Raw genomic sequence first — 21562 nt, 5'->3', positions numbered from 1 at the left:
GGGTAAGTCGCATGGGAAGTACGACACCTGAGGCTCAGGATAGTGCAGAGAAAGTGCCCGGCGCGGGGTGCGAATGCACCAGTGCGCCTAGTGCAATTGTGCCGAGACCGCAGGGTAGGTCCCTCGCCAAACTGGCCACCTACCCACTGTTCAAAGGATTTAACATGACCACTGTCTATGAAACCAACCGTTCGCTGTTTCGTGTGTCCTGGGGCTCGGTATTGGCCGGTAGTGCAATTGCCCTGGTGACCTATCTGGTATTGAGCGTACTCGGCACCGCGATTGGCGCCAGCGCGATAGACCCGATGGCCGCGGGTAACCCGCTGAGTGGTTTCGGCACCGGTGCCGGGATCTGGCTGTTTGTCTCGACGCTGCTGGCAATCGGTGCCGGTGCATTCGTGGCCGGGCGTACTGCGCCGGATCGCGGCGGCCTGCACGGCGTGCTGAGCTGGACCATCACCACCTTGCTCACCACCTGGCTGCTGGCCGCGCTGGCCACCAGCGTTGTGGGAGCGGCGGGCAATGTCGTCGGCAAGGGCCTGTCGGCTGCCGGCAGCGGGATCGCCGCCGTGGCGCCGGGTATCAGCGACAGCGTCAAGCAGCAACTGAATGAGCAGGGCATCAAGCTGGACTGGAACAGCCTGCAAGGTCAGCTCGACACACTGCTCAAGCAGAGCGGCAAACCTGAACTGGACCCGGCCAACGTTGAGCAAAAAGCCGATCAGGCGGCGGCGGACGGCAAGCAGTCGGCCAACGATGCCGCGACCAACCCAGCCCAGGCTGGTGATGAATTGAAGCAGTGGTTCGAGCGGGTCAAGGCTTCCGGTGAGCCGGCGTTGAACGCGGCGGACAAGCAGGCACTGGTCAATATTGTTGCGGCCCGTACCGGCAAGAGCCAGGCTGAGGCCACCCAGATTGTCGACAACTACGCCCAGGCCTACCAGCAGGCCGTGCAGAAGGTCGACGAACTGAAGCAACAGGCTGAACAGAAAGCCCGTGAAGCCGGTGAAGTCGCGGCCAAGCAACTGTCCCGTGCTGCGTGGAGCACCTTGTTGATGTTGCTGCTGGGCGCAGCGTTGAGCTTCGGCGTGGGTCGCCTGGCGATTTCCACCCGTCGTGTACCGTTGGCCTGATCATGACCTGAGGTGATTTATGTGGCGAGGGAGCTTGCTCCCGCTGGGCGCTGCGAAGCGGCCCCAAAAAAGAGGGGAGCGCTACGCACTGGAGCGCCAGCCCGGTCCAGCGGGAGCAAGCTCCCTCGCCACAATGCTTCGCTGGCACCAAACATGCTAGTGTCAGCACTCCAACATCCACTGGCAGTGCCTGGCGATGCGCGACATCTACAGCGTCTTCAACTCCAACGGCGCCTATGAAACCGGGGCCCATGCCCACGACGAATTCATGCTGATGGTGCCCGAGCACGGCCTGTTGCGTTTCAAGGATGAGGAAAGCGGGCGCACCACCTCGGTGATCGACCGCCAGTTCGTACTGGTGCCGCCGCAATCCAGCCATTCCTCCTCGTCACTCACCGCCAGCCAGGGCCACGTGGCGTTCTACGTCGACCCCGACTACATGCACTACGCCTTGCGTGACCTGTCCGGTGACGCCAACCGCTTGCTGCGCGTGCCCACCCTGGGCATCTGGCAAACCTCCGCGCCGTTGCACCATCTGCTCCTGGCAAAAAAAGCCTTCAGCCAACCCGACCTGTACATCGACCGCCGCCGTCAGGTGGCCCAGGCCGATCACCTGCTGCTGCTCGAATGCCTGGCGATTTCCCTCAGCCAGCCGAGTCTGCAACGCTCATCTACCGAGCGCCACGGCGCCATGCTGGTGCGTGACGTCAAGGCGTACGTGGAAGGCAACCTCGAACATGCGCCGGGGCTGGATGAAATCGCCGAGACGTTTCACATGTCGCGCCGCCATCTGACCCGGCTGTTCGCGCTGCACACCGGCGAGACGGTGCTGGCGTACGTCCAGCGCCTGCGCCTGGAGCGCGCGCAGACGTTGTTGCGGCACACCCGCATGTCGGTGCTGGAGATCGCCAATAACGTCGGCTATGAGTCACCGTCACACCTGGCCCATGTGTTTCGCCGGGTGCTGGGCGTGTCGCCGGATGAGTGGCGCCGCGGCTGATACCGCCTCAACTTTTTTGATGTCCCGATCCCGCGCATGATCCGGCCCGATCCCGTGCGCCGCAAATCCGTCATCCGTTCATCCTCACCCCGTCAACAACAAACAAGTCCGGCCTACCGGACGAGGAGGGGCGGTGAGTGCAAAACCCTTTATCAGCTTCGCAGGGGTGCAAAAAAGCTTCAAAGTCGAGGGCCGCCAGTTTGTGGCCGTGCGCAACGTATCGCTTGAAGTTCAGCGGGGCGAAATCATCACCCTGGTCGGCCCTTCGGGGTGCGGCAAGTCCACCTTGCTCAACATGACCGCCGGGCTCTTCGGCCCCACGGAGGGCCAGGTGCATTACGACGGCGCCGAGGTCAAGGGCGTCAACACCCGTGTCGGCTACATGACCCAGGCCGACCACTTGCTGCCGTGGCGCACCGTGGCCGGCAACATCGCCGTGCCGCTGCAAATTCGCCGCATGCCCAAGGCCCGGATCGACAGTCGCGTCGAGGAGCTGATGGCGCTGGTGGGCCTCACCGGTTTTGGCGAAAGCTACCCTAACCAGCTTTCCGGCGGCATGCGCAAACGCGCGGCCATGGCGCGCTTGATGGCCAGCGACCCGGAAACCCTGCTGATGGACGAACCCTTCGGCGCCCTTGATGCGCAGATGCGCCTGACCCTGCAGACCGAACTCTTGCGCCTGTGCCGCAAGCTCAACAAAACCGTGCTGTTCGTCACCCACGATGTCGATGAAGCCATCGCGCTGGCGGACCGCTGCGTGGTGTTCGCCGGTCGCCCGGGCACCATCGACCATGTGCTCGATATTCCCTTGGGCGGTGAACGCAACCTGGTGCAATTGCGCTCCGACCCACGCTACGTGGAACTCTGCGCCGCCCTCTGGAAACGCTTGGCGCCCGACGTCGCCGGTGCTGCCGATCCCGCCTCATTGGCTCACTCGCTGGAGGTCGTATGATCCAGGTCTATCGCTTGCTGTTCCTGATTTTCCTGCTGGTGTTCTGGGAGTGTGTGTCCCGCTGGTTCGGCGTGGAATTTTTCATCAGCCGGCCTTCGGCGGTGGCGCAAAGCCTGTGGAAAATCCTCATGAACGGGGTGTTCTTCTATCACGCCGGCATCACCACCCTGGAAGCCGTGCTGGGCTTCTTCTTCGGCTCCCTCGCAGGCTTGATCGCCGGTTTGGTGCTGGGCCGCGCCAAGCTGCTGGCGGATATTCTCGACCCGTTCCTGACCGCCTTCTACAGCTTGCCGAAAGTCGCGCTGGCGCCACTGTTCATCCTCTGGTTCGGCATCGGCTTGCCGATGAAAGTCATCCTGACCGCGGCCGTGGTGTTCTTCCTGGTGTTCCTCAACACCTACAGCGGCGTGCGCAACGTGTCCCGCGAGCAACTGACCATCCTGCGCCTGATGGGCGCCAAGGAGCGCGACCTGTTGACCATGGTGGTCATCCCGTCCGCTTTCACCTGGGTATTCACCGGCCTGCGCCTGTCGGTGCCCTATGCGCTGATCGGCGCGCTGGTGGGCGAGATCATCGCCGCCAACCGGGGCCTGGGCTACCTGCTCTCGGATGCAGCCTCGCAGTTCGATACCGCCGGTGTATTTGCCGCACTGGTGGGGATCATCGCTCTCGCGCTGATCCTGAACACGGCGGTGAAGCTGGCCGAACGCAAGTTGATGCCGTGGAAGGCCAACGAAGCGGAACGTGAAGTTGCGGTTTAACCCCTTATTTTTGCGGAGCTTGATCATGTTCAAACCACTGTTCATCGCCAGCGTTTTACTCGCCTCATGCCTGCCCGCCGCGCAGGCCCGGGACCTGACCAAAGTCACCCTGGCGTTCCCCAGCGAAGGCTTCCTCTATGTGCCGATTTACGTCGCGCAGAAGCAAGGCTACTTCGCCGATGAAGGCCTGAATGTGGACGTCATCGTATTCCAGAAAGGCGGCTCGGCAGCACTCACCGCCGTGCTGGGGCGTGATGCGGATGCGTACGTCGGCCTGCCCGCCGTCGCGGTGCGCGCCCGCACCAAAGGCCAGAATGTCCAGGCGTTCGCCGCCGTGCAGACCCAGTTCGGCAGCACCGTGGTGATCGACGGTGCCTCGGCGCAAAAGGCCGGCGTGTCGGCCACCTCATCCCTGGCCGCCCGTGCCCAGGCCCTCAAGGGCTTGAAGATCGGCGTCACCGGCCCTGGCAGCACCACCGACATGCTGGTGCGCTACCTGGCCAAGGATGCGGGGCTCAACCCGGACAAAGACTTCACCATCATGCCCATCGGCGGCGCGCCAAACATGCTCGCGGCGTTTTCCCAAGGCAGCATCAACGGCTTCTCGCTGTCGCCACCCACCATCACCACCGCCGAGAAGCAAGGCGGCTTTGTGTTGATGGACCTGGCGAAGGGCGAATACAAACCCCTGGACGGCTTCCTCTTCACTGCGATGATTGCCCGTGAAGACTGGCTGGCCAGCAACAAGGTCACGGCCGAAAAAATGGTCCGCGCCCTGTGGCGTGCCGAACACCTGATTGCCAGCGACCCGGACAAGGCCCGCGAGTCGGTGCGCCCGTATTTCGCCAACACCGACGCCGCCATTTTCAATGCTGCCTGGACCGCTTCGCTGCCGTCCTACCCGGCCACGCCGCGCATCGAGAAAGACGGCGTTGAGAAAAACATCCGCTTCATGAACGCTGTGGAGAGCGACCCGGTCGAACTCGACCCGCAGCAGGTCTACACCAACTCCATCGTCGACGCCGTGGCGCCGACTGTTTCCACCCTTCAGGGAGAGGCGAAATGACGCCCGAGGTTCACCTGGTCAATGTTTTTCCCGCCACCGCCCGTGGCGGCAACCCCGCGCCAACCGTGGCCGTCGCCGATGGCATGAGCGATGCCGACATGCAGCAAGTCGCCCGCGACTATGGCCATGAGTGCGGCTTCGTGTTCGCCGCACCGGTTGGCAGCGAGTTCGATTTTGCCTTGCGCTTCTGGGTGCCCAACCACGAGATGGAAATGTGCGGCCACGCCACCGTGGGAGCGGTGTGGCTGCTGGATCGGTTGGGCATGCTGCACAAGGACCGCCTGACGTTATCGACACTGAGCGGTCCGGTGGATGCGCGGATCACCGCTGCGGGCACCCCGGATATCCAGGTGGAAATCAGCCAGCCCAAGGGCCAGGTCGAGGCGTTGAACGATGCCGAAGTCGAGGCCGAGATTCTGTCGGTGCTCGGCATCACTTCCAACGAACTGGCACCGCTGCCGATCCAGAACGCTTGCACCAGCCGGGTGAAAACCCTGATCGCGCTGAAAAGCGTGGCGGTACTGGATAGCCTGAAACCGGATTACCGGCGGATGCAGCAACTGTGCGAGCGCATCGGCTCCACCGGTTTGTACCCCTATGCGCCATCGGATCTGGACGGGCGACAATTTGATGCGCGGCAGTTTCCCAAGTCCTCGGGTTACCCGGAAGACGCCGCCACCGGCATCGCGGCTGCCGCGTTGGCGTTTGGCTTGTTGGAGAATGGCCTGGTGACGGCAGATGATCGCCCGGTGCACATCCGCCAGGGCCGGGCCATGGGCCGACCTTCGCAAATCTCCCTGCGGTTTCGCCGGGATGCAGCGGGGCAGGTGCAAGGTTGCTGGCTGGGTGGGCATGTGGAATTTGTCGAGGAACCGGCATGAGCGTGCGCGAAAAACTGCAAGCCCTCGGGCTGGAATTACCCGAAGCGCCGAGCCCCAAGGGGGACTACGTGCCGGTGACGATTCATGGAGGCGTGGCGTATGTCAGCGGGCAGGTTTGTCGGCAGGGTGACAGCGTGATTACCGGGCCGGTGACGGACCAGACCTCTACGGAGTTGGTCAACGAAGCAGGGCAGACCTGTGTGCTGCGGGCCTTGAGCGTGCTGGACCAGGCGGTAGGGCTGGAGAACGTCGAGCGCATCCTGTTCGTTCGCGGGTTTGTGTTTGGCGGGGAAGGTTTCCAGGGCTTCTCCAAGGTGGTCGACGGCGCCTCGCAACTGTTGATTGAGCTGTTTGGCGAGCACGGCCGGCATGCGCGTTCGGCGGTGGGCGTGGCGGGATTACCCAGCAACGGCCTGCTGGAACTGGAACTGACAGCGGTCGTTGCCTGAACCACCCACCAAAATGTGGCGAGGGAGCTTGCTCCCGCTGGGCTGCGCAGCAGCCCCAAAACCGATGATCGCAGTGCCTCGGGCATACCGCGTCAACCGGTCCGGGAGCGCTTCGCGCTCCAGCGGGAGCAAGCTCCCTCGCCACAGGATTCGTGTTGCTTTCACCTCTGCAGGAACCCCGGCGAACGAGTAAACTGCCCGCCTTTTATTCTCACGACGAGACGGTGAGCTTTTGAACGCAGGAAAAACCGCAGGGCTGTTGCTGCTCACCGCCTTATTGGCGGGATGCGGCACCTCGCCACCCCGCACCCCCAACGACATCTGCGGCATCTTCCGCGAAAAAGACGATTGGTACGACGCCGCCAAGGTGACCCAGGCGCGCTGGGGCGTGCCGATCCAGGTGCCGTTCGCGATCATGTATCAGGAATCGGGCTTCCGGCAGGACGCCAAGACCCCACGCAAGTACCTGCTGTGGATCATCCCCTGGGGTCGTGTGTCTACGGCCTCCGGCTACGCCCAGGCCAAGGACGAAGTGTGGAGCGACTACCAGAAAAGCACCGGACGCTACGGCGCCAGCCGGCAGGACTTTGACGACGCCATCGACTTTGTCGGCTGGTACATGGACAAGACCTACACCATCAACGGCGTATACAAATACGATGCCTACGGCCAGTACCTGAATTACCACGAAGGCTGGGGCGGTTACCGGCAGCGTACCTACGCGAGCAAAGCCTGGCTGATGCCGGTGGCGGGGAAGGTGCAGGCGCGTTCGCAGATGTATGCGGCGCAATATGCGGGCTGCAAGAATGATCTGGGGCGTGGGTTCTGGAGCCGGTTCTGGCATTGGCTGTGACTTTGGATAGCGGGAGAGCACGATGAGCACCGAACTGGAAATCACCGACATCCGCCTCGGCGACGGCAAAACCGTGGTCAAAGGCGCCCTGATCACCACGCAATACACCGGCACTCTGGAAGACGGCACGGTGTTCGACTCCTCATGGGAACGCGGCAAGCCGTTTCAGTGCGTGATCGGCACCGGTCGCGTCATCAAGGGCTGGGACCAGGGGCTGATGGGCATGAAAGTTGGCGGCATTCGCACGTTGTTTGTGCCGGCGCACCTGGCCTACGGCGAGCGCTCGATGGGGGCGCATATCACGCCCAACAGTAATTTGCGGTTTGAGATTGAGTTGCTGGAAGTACTGACGCGGGATGATTGAGGGGCGGTGAACATGGATGTTGTTGAAGCAGGGGAGTTGCCGCGTAGTTCGATAGCGGGCATTCGGGTGGTTGAGCTGACCCTTGAGGATGAAGCCGAGCTGCAGCGCTTTTTCGAAGCAGCCCCGGAATATTTTCTCGCGGTCAACGGTGAGCCAGCCACATCCACGGAGGCGCGAGATGAGTTGACTCTTCAACTGCCTGGTACCTGGAGCTACACGCGGATGTATTGGATTGGCTACCGCAATGCCGAAGGGCAGTTGGTTGCGGTGGTGAATGTGGCGTCGGATCTGTTGGCGGTCGGGGTTTGGCATATCGGGTTGCTGTTGGTGGCCACGCCGTTGCATGGCAGCGGTTTTGCGCGGCAGTTGCATGCCGATTTCCAGGATTGGGTAGTGAGCCTGGGCGCACGCTGGTTGCGGCTGACGCTGGTGGTGGGGAACGTCAAGGCTGAGCGGTTCTGGCCCCGGCTTGGGTATGTTCAGGTGCGGACTCGGGATGGCATCGAGATGGGGCGGCAGGTGAATCGGGTTTCCATTCAGGTGAAGGCGTTGGCGGGTGGGGCGATCAATGAGTATTTGGCGCTGGTGGAGCGTGATCGACCGTCTTCTGCGTAGCAGCTGTCGAGCCTGGGAGAGGCTGCGTTCGGCGACTCGGTGGAGTGTGTGGCCGACGCAGCCTCGCTTGGGCTCGACAGCTGCTACGGGGGGAGAGCTGCGCAGTGGTGCGTACCTGAACCCTCCCTGAAGAACCTGCCCAAACCCATCGGGTAAATTTTCCTACGGTTTACTCTCATTAATTCGGAGCGTAAGCTTCGCGCGTTTTCATCAATAGCGGAGACCCTCAGTGGGTACTTGTTCGAGTGACAGTCGTCGGCCGGTCTCGATAACCGGCACATACTTGGCAAGATAACGCGCATTTTTCCGATGCCGTTGTCTCGCCCAGAAGCGAGAAGCGGCATTTCGATGGCGGCCAGTCCTGGCCCGATTCCGAATTCCCTCTCATCGACGCTTAACAGTACGTGATGCCTTGCATCGCGGTACTGCGGACGCGCCTGTCGTTTGCGACGGGCGGGCCTGTCCTGTCGTGCCCGTGACTCAATCACGGCCCAGGATGGTCGTACCTGGCCGAAGGTTTCCTCGCGTAAGTTTGGCTGGTCATGAATAGGGAAGACGCCTATGCAAGCAATCAACAACATCAACCTCAACTCGCTGATCGACACGCTGGTCAGCCTCACCGCGGCCTTCATTCTCGGTGGCCTGATCGGGTTTGAGCGTCAGTACCGCCAGCGCACGGCGGGGCTGCGCACCAACGTGCTGGTGGCGGTGGGAGCGGCGATTTTCGTCGACATGGCCAACCGCCTGGGCGGCGCCGAAGGGGCGGTGCGGGTCGTGGCCTATGTGGTCTCGGGCATCGGTTTTCTCGGTGCCGGTGTGATCATGCGTGAAGAAGGCAACGTGCGCGGCCTGAATACTGCGGCCACGCTCTGGGCGTCGGCGGCGGTGGGTGCCTGTGCCGGTGCCGACCTGATCCTCGAAGCGCTGCTCGGTACGCTGTTTGTGCTGGCGGCCAACACGCTGCTGCGCCCGATCGTCAATAACATCAACCGCCAGCCACTGGACGTGGTGTCGGCCGAGGTGACCAACATTCTGTATGTGGTGGCCCGGCGTACCCAGCAGAAGGCGGTATTGGCCTTGCTCGAAGCCGAACTTGCTCGCTGCAACTACCCGGCCAGTGATGTGGACGTACGTCCCTTTGGTCCTGAAGAGGTGGAAATCGAGGCGACGCTGGCCGTGACCTCGGTAGACGGTGACGAACTGGATGCGCTGGTGGCGCGTATTTCCACTTCAGCCCTTGTGGTGCAAGCGTTCTGGAGTCCGAGTACCACCGACTAGGCCGCCTTGGCGCCCCTGGGACCGGCTCTTTACTATGCTTATGGTGAGGAAAAGTCCTACATACAGCTGGGACTATCCCTTCAGTTGTTACGCCGTTCCATTGGTAAGGTTGCGCGCTTGCGACTAGCCAGGCACGCAGGTGCCGCCTACCTAGGGTTATGCGCTGTTCAAATGGAGGGACCCGACTGCTGCTTGTAGGACTGTTCAGTTCCGTTCGTCGGAACTGTCATTTCTCACAGGTAGATAGGTCCCGTGTGATGTGTAACGGTACTGAATCCTCCCAGGGGAGCCTTATGAGCAAAGCTTTAATCGTGGATGACCATCCATTTATCCGCGCAACCGTCCGCTATCTGCTGAAGCAGGAAGGCTTCGACACGATCTTCGAGGCCGGCAACGGCGCCGATGCCATGCAGATTGCCCGGGAGGAGCGCCCCGAGCTGATCATCCTCGACCTGGCGATGCCGAAGCTGGGTGGCCTGGAGGTGATCAGCCGGATCAAGGCGCTGGGCCTGCCGTGCAAGATCCTGGTGCTGACGTCCTACCTGGCGGTGTTTTTTTCCACCCGCTGCATGCGTGCCGGCGCGATGGGGTTTGTCGCCAAGACCGGCGAGCTGGATGAGCTGCAAAAAGCGATCAAGGCCGTGATGTCCAACTACAGCTGCTTTCCGAGCCTGCCCACCAGCTCGGTGCGCCGCGACGATTTGCAATCCACCGAGCAGGACCTGGTGGCAGAGCTTTCCGACCGCGAGCTGACCGTACTGCAGAAGCTGGCGCTGGGGTTGGGTAACAAGGAAATTGCCGAGGACATGTTGCTCAGCCACAAGACCATCAGCACTTATAAAACCCGACTGAAGGAGAAGCTGCGGATGTCGTCGGTGGTGCATTTGTCCAAGTTCGCCCAGCGCAATCATCTGATCTGAAATGATCAACTTTCGGGTCTTGTGGCTCAGCGCAAGTGTGCTGCTGGGCGCGCTCTGCACACAAGGCCTGGCGCTTGGCGAGCCGCGCACCCTGTATCTGTTGGGGCATTCCGTCATTGAAACGCCCGCCGTACGGTTGCATGAAACGCAGTGGAGCTGGCTGCGCGAACGGCGCCGGTTGTTGATGGGGATCTCTGGGCCCGACTACGCACCATTCGAGTTGAGCACCAGCGATGAACTCGAGGGGATTACGGCGGATTACGCGTCGCTGATCGCCGATGCGCTGAACATCACGATAGAAGTGCGCCGCTACGACAATCGCGATGAAGTCATCACCGCGCTCAAGCGTGGCGAGGTGGATTTTGTGGGATCTGCCAACGGCTACGAGGCGGCAGACCCGCAGTTGGTACTCTCGCGCTCCTATGCCATGGATCAACCGACCCTGGTCACCCGCACGGGTGACAGCCAGGGCCTGAGCAGCGACCTGGCCGATAAACGTGTGGCGATGTTTTATCACTACATGCAGCCTGACGCGGTGCAGGCGTTTTACCCCAATGCCCGGATCCAGCTGTTCCCTTCAACCTTCGAGGCCATCGGCGCGGTTGCGTTCGGCCATGCAGATGTTTACCTCGGCGATGCAATCAGCACCAACTACCTGATCAACAGGAACCACCTGAACAACGTCCGCATGGCCGACTTCTCGTCACTTGAGGTCAATCCCTTCGCGTTTGCATTTTCCCGGGACAACGCGCGCTTGCTGCCGATCATCAACGCGGCACTGGCGGTGATCCCGGTCAGCGAGCAGATGGAAATCCTGCGGCGCTGGAGTGCCGGCAACCTGGGGTTCCTGGGGCCGGACCGGTTGCGCTTGAGTGCCAGTGAACAGCGTTGGCTGGACAAGAACCCGAGGATCAAGGTCGCGGTACTCGACAAGTTCCTGCCGGTTTCATTTATCGACAAGCAGGGCGCGTTCGAAGGGTTGAGCGCCGAGGTGCTGGCCCGCATCAGCTTGCGCACGGGATTGAAGTTTGACTTCATTCCCGGCACCTCGATGCTCCGGCAAATCGACAGGGTCAACACCGGTGGTGCAGACATGATCGCGGTGGTCACCCCCAGCGTCGAGCGCACGGACAAGGTACGCATTACCCGGCCTTACCTGACCAATCCGTTTGTGTTGGTCAGTCGCATTGATGACGGCAGCCCCCTTACCCTGGAAGACATGGCCGGCAAGCGCCTGGCGCTGATTGGCAGCAATAGCCTGCAGGAGGGCATCGCCCAGGACTATCCGAGCATCAAGTTCGTGGACGTCGAGAACCCCGAGCACGGCATGGAGCTGGTGGCCGATGGCGGTGCCGATGCCGCCGTCAATACCTTGATCAGCGCCCGCTACATGATTGCCCGCGAGTACCGTGACCGGTTGCGGATCACCAGCACGGTCGGGTCCGAGCCGGCCCGTATAGCCTTTGGCGTCAACCGCAGCCAACTGGAGTTGTATTCGATCCTCGACAAGGCGCTGCTGAGTATTACGCCCCAGGAAATGGACGAATTGGCTGGCCACTGGCGTAGCGAGGTATTGGTTGAAGACAGCTACTGGGCGCGGCACCGCAATGCGATTATTCAAGGTTTCAGCCTGGCGGCGCTGCTGTTGCTGATCACCCTCGGCTGGGCGATTTATCTGCGTCAGCTGATACGCAAGCGCGTCGAGGCCGAACGGGCACTGAGTGATCAGATGCGCTTTATGGGCGTGCTGATCGACGGCACGCCCCATCCGATTTATGTGCGTGATCGCCTGGGCCGGCTGATGGCGTGCAATAGCGCTTACCTTGATGTGTTCGGTTTCAAGCTGGAGGACGTGACCGGTAAAACCGTGGTCGAGACCGACACCGGCAATCGCCCCCAGGCCGAGTCTTTTCATCAGGATTACCTGCGCTTGATGGAGCGGGGCGAGCCACAGATCCAGGACCGCGTGCTCAAGGTGCCGGGCGGTGCGGTCCTGACCATCTACCACTGGATGCTGCCGTACCGCGACGGTAATGAACAGGTGGTGGGCATGATCGCCGGCTGGGTGGATGTCAGCGAAAGGCAGCAACTGCTCGGCCAGTTGCAGGAGGCCAAGGAGGATGCCGACGCGGCCAACCGCGCCAAGACCACGTTTCTCGCGACCATGAGCCATGAAATCCGCACGCCCATGAACGCCGTGATCGGCATGATCGAACTGGCCCTGAAAGCCGCCGAGCAGAACCGGGCCGACCGCGATGCGCTGGAGGTGGCCGCCGATGCGTCGCGGGGCATGCTGGAATTGATCGGCGATATCCTCGATATCGCGCGTATAGAATCGGGCCACCTGTCCCTGACCCTCGAGCCTTCGAACCTGCACGAGTTGCTGGCGTCGGTGGCGCGGGTTTTCGAGGGGCTGGCGCGGGCCAGGGGCCTGGTACTGCAGGTGGAGCTCGACCCGCTGATTGATCGGTACGTGCTGGTGGACCCGATGCGCTTCAAGCAAGTGGTGTCGAACCTTTTGAGCAACGCGATCAAGTTCACCCCTCACGGCCGGGTGCGGCTTGGCGCGTCCGGCTCGTCGGCGATTGCCAGCGGCTACTTGAACCTCAGGCTGTGGGTGGAAGACACCGGCATCGGCATCAGTGTCGAAGACCAGAAGCGCCTGTTCAACCCGTTTATCCAGGGCAGCAACACTGCGCAATCGGCGCGCAGCGGTTCGGGCCTGGGCCTGGTCATCAGCCGCAACCTGTGCGAGATGATGGGGGGACAATTGCAATTGAGCAGCCTGCTGGGGCAGGGCACTCGGGTGGATGTCACCCTGGAGCTGGCAGTCGCCGACACCACGCTGATGCCGCCCGTACCGGTTGCCGTGGAAACTCCGCCGGCCCACGCGCTGAACATTCTGGTGGTGGATGACTACCCGGCCAACCGGCTGCTGCTGGCCCGGCAACTGAGCTTCCTGGGACACCGGATCACCACCGCCGAAGATGGTGTCGAGGGGCTTGAGTTGTGGCTGTCCGGGCATTTTGACGGGGTGATTACCGACTGCAATATGCCGTTCAAGGACGGTTATGAGTTGGCGCGGGATATCCGCACCCTTGAGGGCGAGCGTGGCCTGGCGCCGTGCCTGTTGCTGGGGTTTACCGCCAACGCCCAGCCCGAGGAAGCCGAGCGCTGCCGGCAGGCGGGCATGGATGGCTGCCTGTTCAAACCCACCGGGCTTGAGGATTTGCATGCGGCCCTGGCGCGGCGCACGGCCACACCTTCGGTAGCGCCCGGCACCGCGGATGAGCTGGCGGCAGACTTTGACTTGAGCCATCTTGAAAAACTGACCGGCGGGGATATCGACGCGGTGAAGGAGTTGCTGGCGCCCTTGCTCGACAGCCTTGAGGCAGACCATGGGCAGCTGGTGAACCTGCAACGCAAGGCAGACTTTGCCGGCCTGCATGACCTGGCCCATCGCACCAAGGGCGGGGCAAAGATGGTCAAGGCCCATGCACTGATGGTTTGCTGCGAGGTATTGGAAAGCGTTTGTGAACGTCAGGCCCGCGACGAATTGGCCAGTGCCGTCGATGGCATGGATGAAGCGCTCGCGCACCTGCACCACGCGCTGTCGGGGTATTGCAATCAGACTTGACCGGTGCGGAGGGGTATTGAGCTGTTTGGGACAACTCCTACGTGAAGGTGGAACAAGCCTTATTTAGTCTTCGGAATATGTCTGGAAAATAGTGCGTCCAGTCCTTCACGAGCGCTTCTTGCTCAGGTGTTCGCCATGCCAAACAAAGCACTGACCCTCCTGATCGCCGATGAACAGCATCTGCAACGACTGTACATCGAAAAAATGCTCAACCAACTGGGCTACTACCGCATCGTTCCGGTGCAGACCTTCGAAGAAGTGCGGATCCTCACGGCGATTCCGGCCAGGCCGTTCGATGTGCTGATCATCAACGCCGGGCTGGCAGACAGCGACGGCGGGGTGCTGGCCTTCCAGGAACAGCACCCGCAGATTCGCCATGTGCTGGTCTACGATAGCCGCGAACTGGGCACGCCGGCCGCCGCACCAACCCTGCTGGTGCGCCTGCCGGGTACGCCGGACAGCATCAACCTTGAACACTTCATGGACATCATCGACCCGCCGTCAGCCACCGACGGGTTGCGGGTGTTGCCGTGGCTGCGGGAGTTGTCCGGCAGCCCTGCGGCTTAGTCCCAGTTCGGCGCGATGCCTTTGGGGCTGGTCAGCCGATGGCCACGCTCCAGGGCGGCGATCTGCGCCATCTCAGCGTCACTCAGGGTCAGGTCCAGAGCCTTGAGGTTGCTGGCCAGGTTGGCGCGCTTGGTCGACGACGGGATCACCGCGTAGCCCAGTTGCATGGCCCACGCCAGGGTCACTTGCGCCGGGGTTGCCTGATGACGTTCGGCGATCTGCTGGATCACCGGGTCCTTCAGCACTTCGCCGTAGGCCAGGGTCATGTAGGACGTGATCTGGATGCCATGGGCCTTGGCAAACTCCGCCACGGTGCGGTTTTGCAGGTACGGGTGCAGTTCCACCTGGTTGGTCGCGATGTGCTCGGCACCGACGGCGGCAATTGCCTGCTTCATCAGGTCGACGGTGAAGTTGGAAATACCGATCTGGCGGGTCAGGCCCTGGCGCTTGGCTTCCAGCAACTGGCCCATGAACTCGGCGACCGGTACCTGGTCTTCCGGCGATGGCCAGTGGATCAGGGTCAGGTCCAGGTAGTCGGTCTGGAGTTTGCGCAGGCTTTCCTTGAGGCTGGGAATCAGCTGGCCTTCGGCGAAGTTGGCGATCCAGATCTTGCTGGTGATGAACAGTTCGTCCCGTGGGATGCCGCTGTCGGCGATGGCCTGGCCGACGTCGGCTTCGTTTTCGTAGATTTGTGCGGTGTCGATGACGCGATAGCCCAGCTCCAGGCCGGTGCTGACGGAGTCGATGACGACCTGGCCTTGCAGGCGGAACGTGCCGAGGCCGAATGCGGGAATGGACATGAGTGACTCCTGAAGTGGTGTGAACAATGGAGTCGAGTATCGGCCTCTCGTTCCTTCGGAAAAACCGCTGAATCCGAAAAGGACTCTTTACCAAAAGTCATGAGTGGCCGGCGGGTGGCCACACGATATCCCTCGAGAGCGGTCTTACCGGGTAGATGCGGGGGGCTGTCGGACATTTCGGGCGTTACTTGATAAGGGGCGCCTCTTTTAACCAGCAGGAGCTAGCGCAAGGACCAAATGCTCAAGGCCTTACAGCACCGAGAAACCTTGAGCAGCGGTCTGAACAGTCGAGTTCAGGGTGAACTGTCCTTGAGGGTCTGGAAGGCTTTTACGCGCTTGACCAGGCTTTTCTTGCTGGCCGAATCGGCACTGTTGAACAGGAACGAAAAGTCCGAGGCCAGGGTCGAGCTGCCGGCGATGGTCGCGTACTGGTGACAGGCATTGCAGTTGTCGCCCTGGACGTAGGTCTCCAGGGTGGTGTTGGCCACCGGTACGTTGCCCTGGCTGATAAACGGCCCGTAGGACAGCGGCACTTGCGCACTGACACCCGGTTCCGGCTGGGTGGGCGGGTTGGGGGTGAGGGTCCAGAGTACGTTGATCAGTTTGTAGTACTGGAACACCGACTTGCCCTGGCTCTGCTGGGCGAAATTGGCCTGCACCGCGCCGTTAAGCGCCTGCAGTTCAGTGGGCAGCGGATGTTCCCGGGTGGTCTGCACGGGTTGGTCCCGTGGAAACGGCTCGGTGCAGTCGCGGTCCGGATGCTGCTGCTTGCACTGGATACGCGCCACGTTCGGCGTGCATTCGGGGCCGGTGCCGCAGTTCGGGTTGTTGAAGGCAAAGCTGTCGGGCGGCGTTTGTTGTGGCGGCACCTGGTCGGGTTCCGGCACGTTGTCCACTTGCTCGAAGGTGGTCCAGATAAAGTTGGGCGAGGCCTGGGTCTTGTTGATGATATGCAGGCCCACCAGGCCCACCACCTGCTGGGTGCACTGCAAGGTGGCCGGGTTTTTGAGCCAGGCGACGGTGGTCAGGTAACGTCCGTAGAGCTCGGGTTTGCCGGTGAGGATTCGCCATGCTGCCTTGACCTCCAGAGCTCCCAGTTGCTCCTGCGGCACCGGGTTGGGCGGCAGCGAGCGCATGGGTTCACCGATGGGCAAGGAGAGCCCGCCGGGGTTCTGGTTGTCGAGGTTCTGCGCGACTTTCAGCTGGTTGGCCGCGTCGTACAGCCCTTTGCTGACGATGTAGTCGAACTCGGCCTTGCCCACCTTGCGTTCAAAAAACACCAGGTTCTGCGACTGGTCCGTCAGCCAGCCGCCGGAGGCTTCCATGATCGGGTCCGGAATCGAGGCCAGGGTGCCGCTGGACAGGTGAAACCCATGCCGCGCGTTGATCGCGCTTTCGGAGGTGGCGGTCATGAACTTGCGCGCCCCCACCGACATCGCCCTGAGGCTGCCCTGGGTGCTGCAATTGGACGGCACCAGGGTTTGCACGCCCCAGCCGGTGGGCGCGGGCGCGCCGGGCAGGAAGATATCGTTGGCGTCCTTGTAGCTGGCCCATACCGGCGCCACGCTCATCGGCTGCCCGGAGGCAGTCGGTACGCCGAATTGCGCCAGGGTACTGTTCATGTCCGGCTCACCCGCGAGGGCAGGTGTGGCTGGCCAACCGGGATTCACCGGCCAGTTCAGGGCAATGAACAACTGCCAGCCAAAGCAATTCATGAAGCTCTGGCCGGTGGCGTTGAAGTTGTTGATCGGCAAGAAGCCGCCGCTTTTCGGGTTGAACACCAACTGTTGCTGCACGCAAGCGTCGGCGTCGGAAGTGGGGGATGCGTAGGCGGCCTGCATGGCGAACAGGCTCAGCACCACACTGGTCAGCAGCGATAAAACACTCAAGCGTAACCTGGACATCATCGCGCTCCTTGCAAGCAGGTAAAGCCGCACCCTGGGTGGGTGCGGCTGATGGGCTGTATCAGTCAGGCGCCAGGCACCAGCGCCAATCCGGATTCCCATGGGTGTTCCGCCGCGCTGGGGTTATCGGCTTCGCCCGGGTTGAGGGCGCGCACTGTCACCAGCCCCGGTGCGGCAGTGGGGCTTACGGTGATGGTCAGCAGGTAGCCCTGGGTGCCACCGGAGTTGGTTTGCCCGGGGATGGCCGAGGCATCCGGCAGGAACTTTGTGACCTGCGCCGTCACCCCAGGATTGGAGAATTGCACCCGCGCCGTCTCGGCGGTGGTCTTGAGGTCGGCGCCTTGCACCACCAGGGCAAACTGCCCGCTGGTGCCGGGTGCCAGCCAGGCCGGCAGGTCGGTGGGTGACTGCCCGTAGAACAGGTCCAGCGGCAACAGCTGTACCGGCCAGGGTTGCACACCGTTGACCCGGTCCGTCACGCACGGGCAGGAATCCGGCGTCGGGCTGATGGGCGTGGTTGTCACACTCAGGCCCACCAGCAACTGCTGGGCAATCACCCACACGTAGTCGATCGGCTGGCCGCTGATGGTGATGTCGTTTATCGAGAACCCGGCGCTGACCGGCACTTCAAACACCGCTTGCAGAATCTGGTCGGAGCCGTTGGCGGCGGACTTGGCGGTGCCACGGGTGATTTTCCAGTACTGGCTGACGTCCTGGCCCTGGGGGCCTTTCCACGCCGAGAAGTCGGTGGGTTGTTGCAGGTACAGGCCGATGGGGTTGGTCAGCGACAGCCGGTTGTTCACTGCCACGCTGTTGGCCGAGAAACCGATATGCGGATCGGAGTTGCGGTAGTTCTGCCCGTATTGCGCGCAGCAGATCAACGCCTGGGAATTCTGGCTGCTGCTCAATGGCCGCAGGATGGTCGCCGCGGCAGCCAGGTACACCTCGGCGCTCAGGGTGTTGGGGCCGGAGGTCAGGTGCATCGCACCGCCGTACTGGCCAGGCACACAGGCGGTGCCGGCGTTCCATTTGTTGACGGTGTCGTAGGCCGGTTGACCGGTGGTGGGGTCGATGACCGGATCGCCGGCCTTACCGGTCGGGCAGTCGGCGGTGTAGCGCAGGTACAGGTCTTCGAGTTGCACCTGTGGGTCGATGTAGTCGCGATACAGCCCCAGTACAGCAGTCGGATCGATGCGCCACATGGCCAGGAAATACGCCGGGTTTTCGCAAGTGAAGGTGATCTTGCGCATGTTGCCGTCGGCATCACGCACGATGGACCACTCGCAATATTCGTCAAGCCAGCCACGGGGGCCAGAGGGCGAGAAATCCTTGTACTTGCCTTGCCAGTCGATGCTCGGGCAGCGAGTGACGGGGAGTTGCAGCAGGGTGCCTTGCTTCTTCGGGTCGTAGAGCATGTACAGGGTGTTGTTGATCGTAATCTGGCCGTTGTCGGTCAGCTCCATCACCTGTTGCATGGACATGGCCTTGCCGCCCAACTGCGGAATCACCGCCGTGCCGTTGTTGTAGAAAAACGTCCACAGCCGATTGGGGAAGGGCGCCCAGGTAATCGCCGGCGGCGTGGTGGGGCCGTAGCCTTCCACCAGTGGGTTGTAATAGCCCGAGCGCGGCGCGTCATTGAGGCCCGACCACGGGTTGCCGATGATCGCAGACTGGGTCCAGCCGGTGAGGTCGTTGTTCCAGTCGGTTTCAAACTGCGGCAACTGGTTTTCCAGGCCCAGCTTGTTGTAGTCCTTGGGAGCTTGCCCGGCGGGAGAGGTGAATTGTTTGAAGGGTGTGCTCATGTCGATTCTCCAGGTGTTGTTGTGGTGGAAACGGAGCAGCAACCGGCACTGGGAGCAGGGCCGGCGACGGTTTGGCGCGGGTCGTCCCACACCAGTTGGGCGATAAAGCCAGGCAGCGGCGCGTACTCCTGCGGCGTCAACACCCGGGCACTATCGAGATGGGTCACCACCACGGATAACTGCGTGGTGTCAGTGGGGCGAAGGTTCAATGCGGCAGCAGTGCGCGCGGCATTCAGCGCGCGTGACACGCCATGGGTGATGCAGCGGCCCTTGTCATCCACCAGGCCCATGCCGATGCGACTGAAGCGCCCGACATAGTGCGGATTGTCGGCGCTCACCTGCTGCGGCGTGGCGTCGGGCTGGTTGAGGAATACGTCGATCAGGTAGGTGTCGTGGGTGCAGCGCACATGGTCGAACACCACCCACGGGCCCAGGCTTGCGGTTTGTTCCTGCGCTTGCATCGGCGTCGAACTTTGCTGGCAGCAGGCTTTTGCGGCCGGGCGGCGGGTGCCAAAGGGCGGGGCGACGGGCACACCGTAGTCATAGCCGATATGCCGACTGTCCTGGGCCATGTCCCCCAGGGTGGTGTAGCGCCAGGCGTCGGCACTGGTGAAGGTGACATCGTCGGCCTCGCTGCCGGCAAACGGCTGGAGCAGGCACTGGGTGGTGTACTGCGCTGCCGGGTGGGCGCGGATCCAGACCTCCAGCATCCGGTCGATATTGGCGTGGTAGGAGCTGAACACCGGGTCGAACGCGGTGTAGGCGTTGTCGGCCATGTCGCCGCCGATCCAGCCGTGATAGTTGTCGTGGGGCTGCTCGTAGAGCCCGTCGAAATTCAGCGCGCGGTTGGGGTACAGGTCATCTTCCTGGGGGGGATCAAACACCGGGATGTTCGCCCAGGGATAACCTGGCACGCCCTGGGGCTGGCTGAAGGTGTTGAACTTCAGGGCATCGACCACCTGTTGCTGGAAAATCCGGCTCATGCCGTACAACTGGGTGCGTTCGACGCGCTGCGTCTCGCCCTGGGTGTAGAACAGCGGGTTGCGTTGCACGAAGCGGCAGTCCACACCGGGTACCCTGGCTTTTTCACAGACCTTCGAACAACCGTCCTTGGCAGCGGCGTAGCGCAACGGATTAGGGCGAACCTCGCCGGTGTGCGGGTGCACGTAGGTTTCATCGAGAAACGCCTGGGGCAAGCCGGCCTGGGGGCTGCCGTCGACACTGGCGTCTTCGGCCATCCAGTCCCAGTAGGGAATGGGGCAGTCGATCAGCGCTTCCAGGTACAGCAGATAGGCCCGGTGCCACAGGGCAAACGCTTCCTGGTAATGCAGGCACCAGTTGGTGTGGATATAGGCGTAACGCTGCCACGGGGAGCCGCTGTCGGCGTTGGCCACCTGCATTACGTCATCGAGGCGTGAGCGGTACAGGTTCAGTTGTTCCTGCGTAAGTGCGCGAATGTCCTGGCGCACGCGTTTGACCGGGTGGGGCAGGTCGGGTGGGGGAATGCGTTCTGCCTCGTCGAACGGTGAGGCGGGAGTGAGGCGCCAGCCCTGGTTGACCCACAGCCTGAAGGTTTCCAGCGCGTCGATGGGCCAGAACTGCTGCTGGTCGAGGGTCAGCGGCATGCTGCGGGAGGCCAGGTGCTGGTAGATGGTTTCGGACCAGGTCTTGACGGAGGCGGGGTCTTCGAGGAATACGAAGTAGGCGTTCATGCAGCCCACCCAGGAGGCGGCGACGGCGGCGCGTTGCTCTTGGGGGATCCAGTAGGGGGCGCTGAATAGGCCGTGGATATCGGTGGCCCATGTCGGTTTCGCGACTATCATAAGATCCCTCTCATGCGGCCCCGGTGCCTGATTTGGCTGGGCTGCTAAGCTGGATTGATGTTAGTGCGCCACCGCGCAGGATTTGTGCAAATTGGTGGGTGTTTACGGTGGATTCATTGCAGTTTTTTCAAGGAAGATATGGAAAAAATGACAGATGCCATGGATTTGAAGATTCTGGGGAAATTGCAAAGGGATTGCAGTCAGAGTCTGGAGTTGTTGAGTGACAGTGTCGGGCTGTCTTCAACCAGTTGTTACCGGCGTATCAGGCGGTTGGAGAGTGTCGGGATCATCAAGGCCAAGGTGGCGGTGCTGGATGAGCGCAAGCTTGGGATTCAGGTTACGGCGTTCTTCCTGATCAAGCTTGATAGGGACAGCAATGATATCGACCGCAAGATGCAGCATATCCTGGCGAGTCATCCGGAGATTCAGGACTGTTATCTGCTGACCGGGGAGTTTGATTTTGTGATGGTTGCGAAGTTTCGGGATGCCACTGAGTACACTGATTATATCTATCGGTTTTTAGAGATTTATCGGGATATTCCGATTCGTACTTATTCGTCTACTTTGGTAGTGCGGACGGTTAAGAAGTCTTATGAACTGCCGTTGCCGGGGTCTTTGGTTTGAGTACATATCCGTTTCTTCGGTAACGGCCGCTTATGGTTCCGCTCTTACAGCGGGTCACTTTTGGCAAACGCCCGGAATGCCGGCCCAGCCAAAAGTAACCAAAAGGTCTTTGCCCCACCACTCGGTGCCTCGC

Annotated in this window: 19 protein-coding genes; 15 read left to right on the top strand and 4 right to left on the bottom strand. The window is 61.8% G+C overall.

Annotated elements, in window-relative coordinates; translation table 11 throughout:
• Nucleotides 1-164: 164 nt before the first annotated feature.
• The 14 genes from HX818_RS07260 (at nt 165) to HX818_RS07195 (ending at nt 14476) form a co-directional block, all read left to right on the top strand.
• A complete protein-coding gene (locus tag HX818_RS07260) occupies nt 165-1133 on the top strand; it encodes a hypothetical protein (RefSeq protein ID WP_003211580.1) in 969 nt (322 codons plus the stop codon).
• Nucleotides 1134-1329: 196 nt separating this feature from the next.
• Nucleotides 1330-2133, top strand: a complete 804-nt coding sequence (locus tag HX818_RS07255; RefSeq protein WP_003211578.1) for an AraC family transcriptional regulator — start codon at nt 1330-1332, stop codon at nt 2131-2133.
• A gap of 133 nt (nt 2134-2266) precedes the next feature.
• A complete protein-coding gene (locus HX818_RS07250) occupies nt 2267-3085 on the top strand; it encodes an ABC transporter ATP-binding protein (RefSeq protein ID WP_003211576.1) in 819 nt (272 codons plus the stop codon).
• The gene (locus HX818_RS07245; protein WP_008435867.1) at nt 3082-3846 is read left to right on the top strand and encodes an ABC transporter permease; all 765 of its coding nucleotides are present in this window, start codon (nt 3082-3084) and stop codon (nt 3844-3846) included. Before HX818_RS07250 ends, HX818_RS07245 begins: the two co-directional genes overlap by 4 nt.
• A gap of 25 nt (nt 3847-3871) precedes the next feature.
• Nucleotides 3872-4912, top strand: a complete 1041-nt coding sequence (locus HX818_RS07240; protein ID WP_008435866.1) for an ABC transporter substrate-binding protein — start codon at nt 3872-3874, stop codon at nt 4910-4912.
• Nucleotides 4909-5793, top strand: a complete 885-nt coding sequence (locus HX818_RS07235; protein WP_003211571.1) for a PhzF family phenazine biosynthesis protein — start codon at nt 4909-4911, stop codon at nt 5791-5793. Before HX818_RS07240 ends, HX818_RS07235 begins: the two co-directional genes overlap by 4 nt.
• Nucleotides 5790-6242 (top strand): RidA family protein, encoded by a 453-nt coding sequence (locus HX818_RS07230; RefSeq protein ID WP_177019725.1) that lies wholly within the window; start codon nt 5790-5792, stop codon nt 6240-6242. Before HX818_RS07235 ends, HX818_RS07230 begins: the two co-directional genes overlap by 4 nt.
• A gap of 232 nt (nt 6243-6474) precedes the next feature.
• Nucleotides 6475-7095: a hypothetical protein gene (locus HX818_RS07225; protein ID WP_023658938.1), complete on the top strand. Its 621-nt coding sequence runs from the start codon at nt 6475-6477 to the stop codon at nt 7093-7095.
• A gap of 22 nt (nt 7096-7117) precedes the next feature.
• Nucleotides 7118-7459 (top strand): FKBP-type peptidyl-prolyl cis-trans isomerase, encoded by a 342-nt coding sequence (locus HX818_RS07220; protein WP_003211564.1) that lies wholly within the window; start codon nt 7118-7120, stop codon nt 7457-7459.
• A gap of 12 nt (nt 7460-7471) precedes the next feature.
• The gene (locus HX818_RS07215) at nt 7472-8074 is read left to right on the top strand and encodes an N-acetyltransferase (RefSeq protein ID WP_177019724.1); all 603 of its coding nucleotides are present in this window, start codon (nt 7472-7474) and stop codon (nt 8072-8074) included.
• A gap of 561 nt (nt 8075-8635) precedes the next feature.
• The gene (locus tag HX818_RS07210; RefSeq protein ID WP_003211562.1) at nt 8636-9352 is read left to right on the top strand and encodes an MgtC/SapB family protein; all 717 of its coding nucleotides are present in this window, start codon (nt 8636-8638) and stop codon (nt 9350-9352) included.
• Nucleotides 9353-9645: 293 nt separating this feature from the next.
• Entirely contained in the window at nt 9646-10272 is a 627-nt protein-coding gene (locus tag HX818_RS07205) for a response regulator transcription factor (protein ID WP_003211560.1), read from the top strand.
• 1 nt (nt 10273) lies between these two features.
• Nucleotides 10274-13909 carry a transporter substrate-binding domain-containing protein gene (locus HX818_RS07200; RefSeq protein ID WP_177019723.1) on the top strand — a complete coding sequence of 1212 codons (3636 nt, stop codon included), beginning with the start codon at nt 10274-10276 and terminating at the stop codon, nt 13907-13909.
• Nucleotides 13910-14044: 135 nt separating this feature from the next.
• The gene (locus HX818_RS07195) at nt 14045-14476 is read left to right on the top strand and encodes a chemotaxis protein CheY (RefSeq protein ID WP_177019722.1); all 432 of its coding nucleotides are present in this window, start codon (nt 14045-14047) and stop codon (nt 14474-14476) included.
• Here the strand turns inward: HX818_RS07195 and dkgB are convergent.
• From dkgB to HX818_RS07175, 4 genes are all read right to left on the bottom strand, one after another.
• Nucleotides 14473-15276 (bottom strand): 2,5-didehydrogluconate reductase DkgB, encoded by an 804-nt coding sequence (dkgB, locus tag HX818_RS07190; RefSeq protein WP_177009741.1) that lies wholly within the window; start codon nt 15274-15276, stop codon nt 14473-14475. The two genes, HX818_RS07195 and dkgB, sit on opposite strands and share 4 nt — an antisense overlap.
• Nucleotides 15277-15569: 293 nt before the next feature.
• Nucleotides 15570-17180, bottom strand: coding sequence for a hypothetical protein (locus HX818_RS07185; protein WP_177019721.1), 1611 nt, complete (start codon nt 17178-17180; stop codon nt 15570-15572).
• 65 nt (nt 17181-17245) lie between these two features.
• Nucleotides 17246-18982, bottom strand: coding sequence for a hypothetical protein (locus HX818_RS07180; protein ID WP_003211551.1), 1737 nt, complete (start codon nt 18980-18982; stop codon nt 17246-17248).
• Nucleotides 18979-20805 carry a tyrosinase family protein gene (locus HX818_RS07175; RefSeq protein WP_177019720.1) on the bottom strand — a complete coding sequence of 609 codons (1827 nt, stop codon included), beginning with the start codon at nt 20803-20805 and terminating at the stop codon, nt 18979-18981. The genes HX818_RS07180 and HX818_RS07175 overlap by 4 nt, the downstream gene beginning before the upstream one ends.
• Before the next feature lie 159 nt (nt 20806-20964).
• Between HX818_RS07175 and HX818_RS07170 the strand changes: the two genes are divergently transcribed.
• Entirely contained in the window at nt 20965-21429 is a 465-nt protein-coding gene (locus HX818_RS07170) for an Lrp/AsnC family transcriptional regulator (RefSeq protein ID WP_032899475.1), read from the top strand.
• Nucleotides 21430-21562 lie beyond the last annotated feature (133 nt).

The sequence above is a fragment of the Pseudomonas sp. F9001 genome, assembly GCF_013385435.1.
Lineage (GTDB): Bacteria > Pseudomonadota > Gammaproteobacteria > Pseudomonadales > Pseudomonadaceae > Aquipseudomonas.
This window is presented reverse-complemented; position numbering and strand designations above follow the sequence as displayed.

What these genes read in the sequence shown, in the direction of transcription:
- HX818_RS07260 (WP_003211580.1), top strand. Translation starts at nt 165, where the DNA reads ATGACCACTGTCTATGAAACCAACCGTTCGCTGTTTCGTGTGTCCTGG.
- HX818_RS07255 (WP_003211578.1), top strand. Translation starts at nt 1,330, where the DNA reads ATGCGCGACATCTACAGCGTCTTCAACTCCAACGGCGCCTATGAAACC.
- HX818_RS07245 (WP_008435867.1), top strand. Translation starts at nt 3,082, where the DNA reads ATGATCCAGGTCTATCGCTTGCTGTTCCTGATTTTCCTGCTGGTGTTC.
- HX818_RS07240 (WP_008435866.1), top strand. Translation starts at nt 3,872, where the DNA reads ATGTTCAAACCACTGTTCATCGCCAGCGTTTTACTCGCCTCATGCCTG.
- HX818_RS07235 (WP_003211571.1), top strand. Translation starts at nt 4,909, where the DNA reads ATGACGCCCGAGGTTCACCTGGTCAATGTTTTTCCCGCCACCGCCCGT.
- HX818_RS07230 (WP_177019725.1), top strand. Translation starts at nt 5,790, where the DNA reads ATGAGCGTGCGCGAAAAACTGCAAGCCCTCGGGCTGGAATTACCCGAA.
- HX818_RS07220 (WP_003211564.1), top strand. Translation starts at nt 7,118, where the DNA reads ATGAGCACCGAACTGGAAATCACCGACATCCGCCTCGGCGACGGCAAA.
- HX818_RS07215 (WP_177019724.1), top strand. Translation starts at nt 7,472, where the DNA reads ATGGATGTTGTTGAAGCAGGGGAGTTGCCGCGTAGTTCGATAGCGGGC.
- HX818_RS07210 (WP_003211562.1), top strand. Translation starts at nt 8,636, where the DNA reads ATGCAAGCAATCAACAACATCAACCTCAACTCGCTGATCGACACGCTG.
- HX818_RS07205 (WP_003211560.1), top strand. Translation starts at nt 9,646, where the DNA reads ATGAGCAAAGCTTTAATCGTGGATGACCATCCATTTATCCGCGCAACC.
- HX818_RS07200 (WP_177019723.1), top strand. Translation starts at nt 10,274, where the DNA reads ATGATCAACTTTCGGGTCTTGTGGCTCAGCGCAAGTGTGCTGCTGGGC.
- HX818_RS07195 (WP_177019722.1), top strand. Translation starts at nt 14,045, where the DNA reads ATGCCAAACAAAGCACTGACCCTCCTGATCGCCGATGAACAGCATCTG.
- dkgB (WP_177009741.1), bottom strand. Translation starts at nt 15,276, where the DNA reads ATGTCCATTCCCGCATTCGGCCTCGGCACGTTCCGCCTGCAAGGCCAG.
- HX818_RS07185 (WP_177019721.1), bottom strand. Translation starts at nt 17,180, where the DNA reads ATGTCCAGGTTACGCTTGAGTGTTTTATCGCTGCTGACCAGTGTGGTG.
- HX818_RS07180 (WP_003211551.1), bottom strand. Translation starts at nt 18,982, where the DNA reads ATGAGCACACCCTTCAAACAATTCACCTCTCCCGCCGGGCAAGCTCCC.
- HX818_RS07175 (WP_177019720.1), bottom strand. Translation starts at nt 20,805, where the DNA reads ATGATAGTCGCGAAACCGACATGGGCCACCGATATCCACGGCCTATTC.
- HX818_RS07170 (WP_032899475.1), top strand. Translation starts at nt 20,965, where the DNA reads ATGGATTTGAAGATTCTGGGGAAATTGCAAAGGGATTGCAGTCAGAGT.